The following is a 5,248-nucleotide window of genomic DNA, read 5'->3' on the forward strand; positions in this document are numbered from 1 at the left end:
CCCGCCACGATCCCGGTTCAGTAGGCATGAACGAGATCGCCAAGGCCGCAGGGTGTTCCCGCGCGACGCTGTACCGCTATTTCGAGAACCGTGAGGCCTTGCGCACTGCCTACGTGGCCCGTGAAACCCATCGGCTCTCCGAGTCGATCGACGTCAACGGGATCGAGGACCCGCGGGAACGACTAGTCGCCGGCATCGTCACCACGCTTCGCCTGGTCCGCGAAAGCCCCGCGCTGTCAGCCTGGTTCGCGACGACCGCGCCCCCGCTGGGCGCCGAGTTGGCCGAGCAGTCTGACGTGATCACCGCACTGGCGGCCGCATTCGTCAGCTCGCTCGGCGACGACCACCCCGCCAACGTTGCGGGACGCGGCCGCTGGCTGGTCCGGGTGATCACGTCGCTGCTGATTTTCCCCGGTCATGATGAAGCCGACGAGCGGGCGATGCTCACCGAGTTCGTCGCCCCGGTCGTGGTGCCCGCCGAGCAGGTCAGTCGCGCACCCGGGTGAACCGGTGTAGCAGCCAGGCCGGCGGAATGGTGACCACCATCGTCGCCACGAACAGGCCGGCCATCGAACCGGTGTAGACGTGATCCTGCATGATGTAGACCATGGCGAATTCCATTGTCACCAAATGGATCAAGAAGATCTCGTAGGAGATTTCGCCGAGCCACACCATCGGCCGACTCGCCAGTACGCGGCAATAAATGCCCTCGTTGCCGAGCGCCAACGGCGCCACCGCCAGCGCGGCGATCACCGCGTAGAACACCGCCTTGTACAAAGCTTGGGACAGGCCGAGGGGCGACGTGGTCGGATCCCCCGCTATCGGCGTGGAAGCGATGAAGTAGCAGATGATGGCGAGCGGCAGCGCGACGAATGCATAACAGCGCACACCCATCCTTTGCAGCACCGTCAGACTCATGCCGGCCAGAAACCAGATCAGATAGGTGGGTAGCCACAGCCGGGCCCCATTGGGAATCGACGTGGTGAGGTGAACCCCGACCAACCAGGCCGGCGAGATCAGCGCCAGCACACCGATCCCGAACAGCAACAGCTTTGGGCGCCACTGCCGTCGGCACAAGACCACCAGCAGCAGATAGGCCAGCAGCGGAAGAACCACGTAGAAGGCGGCTTCCACGGCCAGGCTCCACATCTGGGTCAGCCCCTGATGCAGATATCCCCGCATGTAGTTGAACGTGTAGATCTGCGTCAACGTCAGGTTTCGGAACAACCCGACCCAGGTGTGGCCGAAATTGGGTCCCGCATGCCGGAAGTGGTAGATGACGTACGCGATCAAGACCGTGACGACGTAGGCGGGCATGATGCGTCGCACCCGGTGCCACCCGTAGCGACGGACCGACGACTCCGGGCCGCCCGTCGCGGCGGACTTCACCCAAGGCCGGAACAACAGGAAACCCGACAGCACAAAGAAGATCGGGACGCCCACCTCCATCCGCGAACAAAACAGGCCGAAGTAGCCCTCGATGTATTTGCCCGTCGTATAGGCCGCGTGGGTGGCCACGACGAGGAGGGCTGCGACGGCACGGATGCCGGTCAACGACGCGACCCGATCCGGCCCGGCTACCTGTTCCAGTCCGCCCTGGGCCGCGGTGTCGGCCTGGGTCATCCCTTGTGTTCCCGCCTCGGTGCGCCACGACCGCCGCGGCGGTTTTTGTCTGGAGCCCGCTCCGGCTGCAGGTTGATCAGCACACCGGAAATGCGAGTCTTCTCAAGCGCTTTCAACGTCGCATGAGGCAACTTGGCCGGCAGCTCCACCAGCGAGAAGTCCGGCTTGATCGTGATGTGGCCGAAATCGCTGCGGTGCAAGCCGCCTTCGTTGGCAATGGCACCGACGATCGCGCCCGGTCCGATCTTGTGACGCTTGCCGACCGCGATGCGGTAGGTGGCGAACCCTTTTTTCGGGCCGTCGCCCACGCCACGGGCAGGCCTGTCGGGCCGGTCCGAACGCTCCTTCGCGCGACGCTCGGGCGGCGGCTCGGGTGCCAGCAGGAAGGCTTCGCCGTTCCGCGACTGCAATGCCAGCGCCGCCGCGATGTCGGCCATCGGGACGTCGTTGTCGCGCTCGTAATCCGCTACCAGACGACGGAACAGGTCCAGACCGGGCGATCCGAGACTGTCGGTGATGGAGTCGGCGAATTTCGCCACCCGCTGTGCGTTGACGTCGTCGACACTGGGGAGTTGGGCTTCGATGAGCTTTTGCCGGGTCGCCTTCTCGATCGACTTGAGCAGGTGGCGTTCCCGCGGCGACACGAAAAGCAGCGCCGACCCCGACCGCCCCGCCCGGCCGGTGCGCCCGATCCGGTGCACGTACGACTCGTTGTCGTGCGGAATGTCGTAGTTGAGCACGTGCGATATCCGCTCAACGTCCAGCCCGCGGGCCGCGACATCGGTGGCGACCAGAATGTCGATTCCTTTGTCGCCACCTTTTTTGAGGGCGGCGATGGTCCGCTCACGCACGGCCTGCGGGATGTCACCGTTGATGGCGGCCGCGGAAAAGCCTCGGGCGCGTAGCTTTTCGGCGACCTCTTCGGTGGCCTGTTTGGTGCGGACGAAGACGATCATCGCCTCGAACGGCTCGACTTCGAGGACCCGGGTCAACGCGTCCATCTTGCGTCGACCTTCAACCTGGATGTAGCGCTGCGAAATGTTGTCGGCAGTCGCGGTTTTCGCGTCGACCTTGACCTCGGTCGGGTCGTGCAGATACTTGGCGCTGAGCTTGCGAATCGCCGGCGGCATCGTCGCGGAGAACAGCGCCACCTGTTTGTACTCCGGGGTGTCGGCCAGGATCCGCTCGACTTCCTCGGCGAAACCCATCGTCAGCATCTCGTCGGCCTCGTCGAGCACCAGATAGTCCACGTGGGACAGATCCAGCGTCCCGCGGTCGAGGTGGTCGATCACCCGGCCGGGCGTGCCGACCACCACCTGCGCGCCGCGCTTCAGCCCGGCCAGCTGCGTCATGTAGGACGCTCCGCCGTAGATCGGCAGCACGTTGATCTGCGGCAGGTGCGCACCGTACCGGCTGAACGCCTCGGCCACCTGCAGCGCCAGCTCCCGCGTCGGCGCCAGCACCAGCGCCTGCGTCTTTTTGCTACTGGTGTCGATCTTCGACAGGATCGGGACCGCAAACGCGGCCGTCTTGCCGGTCCCGGTCTGGGCCAGACCGACCACATCCGACCCCTCCATCAGGGCCGGAATCGTCGCCGCCTGGATCGCCGACGGCGACTCGTAGCCGACGTCGGCAAGGGCCTGCAGCACCGAAGGGTGAATCTGCAGGTCGGCGAAGGTCACGGTGTCGTGGTTCGGGGATTCCATGTCGCAACGAAGTTTAGTGGTCAACTGCCGTTCGGCCACGCCTGCCGCGTCGATAGGGCTGGTCAAGGTACGGTGCGGCGTTGTGTGGACACGACTACGCGGCACCCGGGGGTGGACCGGGCTGGCCGCTGCCGCACTGCTCACCGCGACACTGAGCGGATGCGGATCAGGGGATTCGACCGTCGCCAAGACGCCGCAGCCGACTACCCATCCGACCGCTGCGCCCCACTCGGCCGCGCCAGCGCCGGTTCCAACCGCCGCTCCGACCAGCCCCGGGCCGGTCGACCCGTGCGCGGTCAATTTGGCCGACCCCGCGATCGCGCGCGGGGTGTCCGAGCTGCCGAAGGACCCACGCAGCCAGCAACCGTGGAACCCCGAACCGCTGGCCGGCAACTTCAACCAGTGCGCGCAGCTGTCCGCGGTGATTGTCAAGGCCAACACCAACGCCGAAAGCCCCAACACCAGAGCGGTGCTGTTTCATCTCGGCAAGCTCATTCCGCCCCAAGGCGTTCCCGACACCTACGGCTTCAACGGCCTCGACAACTCGCAGTGCACCGGCGACACAGTGGCACTGAGCTACTCCGGCGGGATCGGGTTGCCCAGCGTGGTGAAGTTCCGCTGGAACGGCAACGGGGTGGAGCTGATCGCCAACGCCGGAGGCTGATGTCGGCATAGCCGCCTACAGTGGCTGCTGTGTTCATGGCAGGCGACAGCGTCATCTACAGCGCATCGGATCTGGCATCCGCCGCGCGCTGTGAATATGCCCTGCTGCGCGAATTCGACGCGAAACTCGGCCGGGGTCAACGCGTCAGCGTCACGGACGAATTGCTCGAGCGCACCGCATCTCTCGGCGACGAGCACGAACAACGCCGGCTCGACCAGCTGCGCGACCAACACAGCGACGTTGCCGTCATCGGCCGTCCCGTCCCGTTCACCATCGAGAACGTCACCGCCGCGGCTCACCAGACTGCGCGGGCCATCGAGCGCGGCGCGGCGGTGGTCTACCAGGCGGCGATGTTCGACGGTCGCTTCGTCGGGTTCGCCGACTTCCTGGTCCGCCGCGACGGGAAGTACCAGGTGTCCGACACCAAGCTGGCCCGCTCGGCGAAGGTCACCGCGCTCCTTCAGATCGCGGCCTACGCCGACACGTTGAGCCGGGCCGGCATTCCGGTGGACCGGGAGGCCGAGTTGGTGCTCGGTAACGGCATCGCGGTCAATTACCGGGTCGATGAGCTGATTCCGGTGTACCGCGAGCAGCGTGCGCAATTGCAACAGCTGCTCGACAACCACTACGCCGGCGGCGTACCGGTGCGCTGGGAGGACGAAAACGTCCGGGCATGCTTCCGGTGCCCGGTCTGCGAGGAGCAGGTACGTGCGGCCAACGACCTATTGCTGGTCGCGGGCCTGCGGGTTACGCAGCGCGCCAGGTTGATCGACGCGGGCATCAGCACGCTGGACGAGCTGGCCCACCACACCGGTCCGGTCGACAACATCTCGGCCCGCTCGTTGGCCAAACTGGTCGCGCAGGCCGACTTGCAGGTTCGCCAACGCGATGCCGGCACACCACTATTCGAGGTCGCCGATCCGCAGCCGCTGGCATTGCTGCCCAACCCCGACGAGGGCGACCTGTTCTTCGACTTCGAGGGCGACCCGCTCTGGACCGCCGACGGCGTCGACTGGGGCCTGGAGTATCTGTTCGGGGTTCTCGAGGGCGGAAAGTCGAGCGCCTTCCATCCGCTGTGGGCACATGACCGCCCCGATGAGCGCAAGGCGCTGAGCGACTTTCTGGCGCTGGTCGCCAAGCGACGCAAGCGATTTCCCAATATGCACGTCTACCACTACGCCGCCTACGAGAAGACGGCGCTGCTGCGTCTGGCCGGTCGCCACGGCGTCGGGGAAGACGACGTCGACGACTTGCT

At 65.9% G+C, this 5,248-nt stretch carries 5 protein-coding genes; 3 read left to right on the top strand and 2 right to left on the bottom strand.

Translation table 11 applies throughout. The features are described 5' to 3' along the window. Positions 1 to 506: TetR/AcrR family transcriptional regulator (locus VN856_RS16255; RefSeq protein ID WP_325690804.1), on the top strand; the 506-nt coding region annotated here is incomplete at its 5' end. Here the strand turns inward: VN856_RS16255 and VN856_RS16260 are convergent. Both VN856_RS16260 and VN856_RS16265 read right to left on the bottom strand, forming a co-directional pair. Next, complete coding sequence (locus VN856_RS16260; protein ID WP_325690806.1) at positions 487 to 1,623, bottom strand: acyltransferase; 1,137 nt, start codon at positions 1,621 to 1,623, stop codon at positions 487 to 489. The genes VN856_RS16255 and VN856_RS16260 overlap by 20 nt on opposite strands. Beyond that, entirely contained in the window at positions 1,620 to 3,329 is a 1,710-nt protein-coding gene (locus VN856_RS16265) for a DEAD/DEAH box helicase (RefSeq protein WP_325690808.1), read from the bottom strand. Before VN856_RS16265 ends, VN856_RS16260 begins: the two co-directional genes overlap by 4 nt. Positions 3,330 to 3,411: 82 nt before the next feature. On the opposite strand from VN856_RS16265, the gene VN856_RS16270 reads away from it, so the two are divergent. Further along, positions 3,412 to 3,993 carry an LppP/LprE family lipoprotein gene (locus VN856_RS16270; protein WP_325690810.1) on the top strand — a complete coding sequence of 194 codons (582 nt, stop codon included), beginning with the start codon at positions 3,412 to 3,414 and terminating at the stop codon, positions 3,991 to 3,993. 29 nt (positions 3,994 to 4,022) lie between these two features. Continuing rightward, positions 4,023 to 5,248: TM0106 family RecB-like putative nuclease (locus VN856_RS16275; protein WP_325690812.1), on the top strand; the 1,226-nt coding region annotated here is incomplete at its 3' end.

The sequence above is a fragment of the Mycobacterium sp. genome, assembly GCF_035603715.1.
GTDB lineage: Bacteria > Actinomycetota > Actinomycetes > Mycobacteriales > Mycobacteriaceae > Mycobacterium.

Excerpts from the sequence above, each read along its gene's own strand:
- VN856_RS16260 (WP_325690806.1), bottom strand. The coding sequence starts at position 1,623 with ATGACCCAGGCCGACACCGCGGCCCAGGGCGGACTGGAACAGGTAGCC.
- VN856_RS16265 (WP_325690808.1), bottom strand. The coding sequence starts at position 3,329 with ATGGAATCCCCGAACCACGACACCGTGACCTTCGCCGACCTGCAGATT.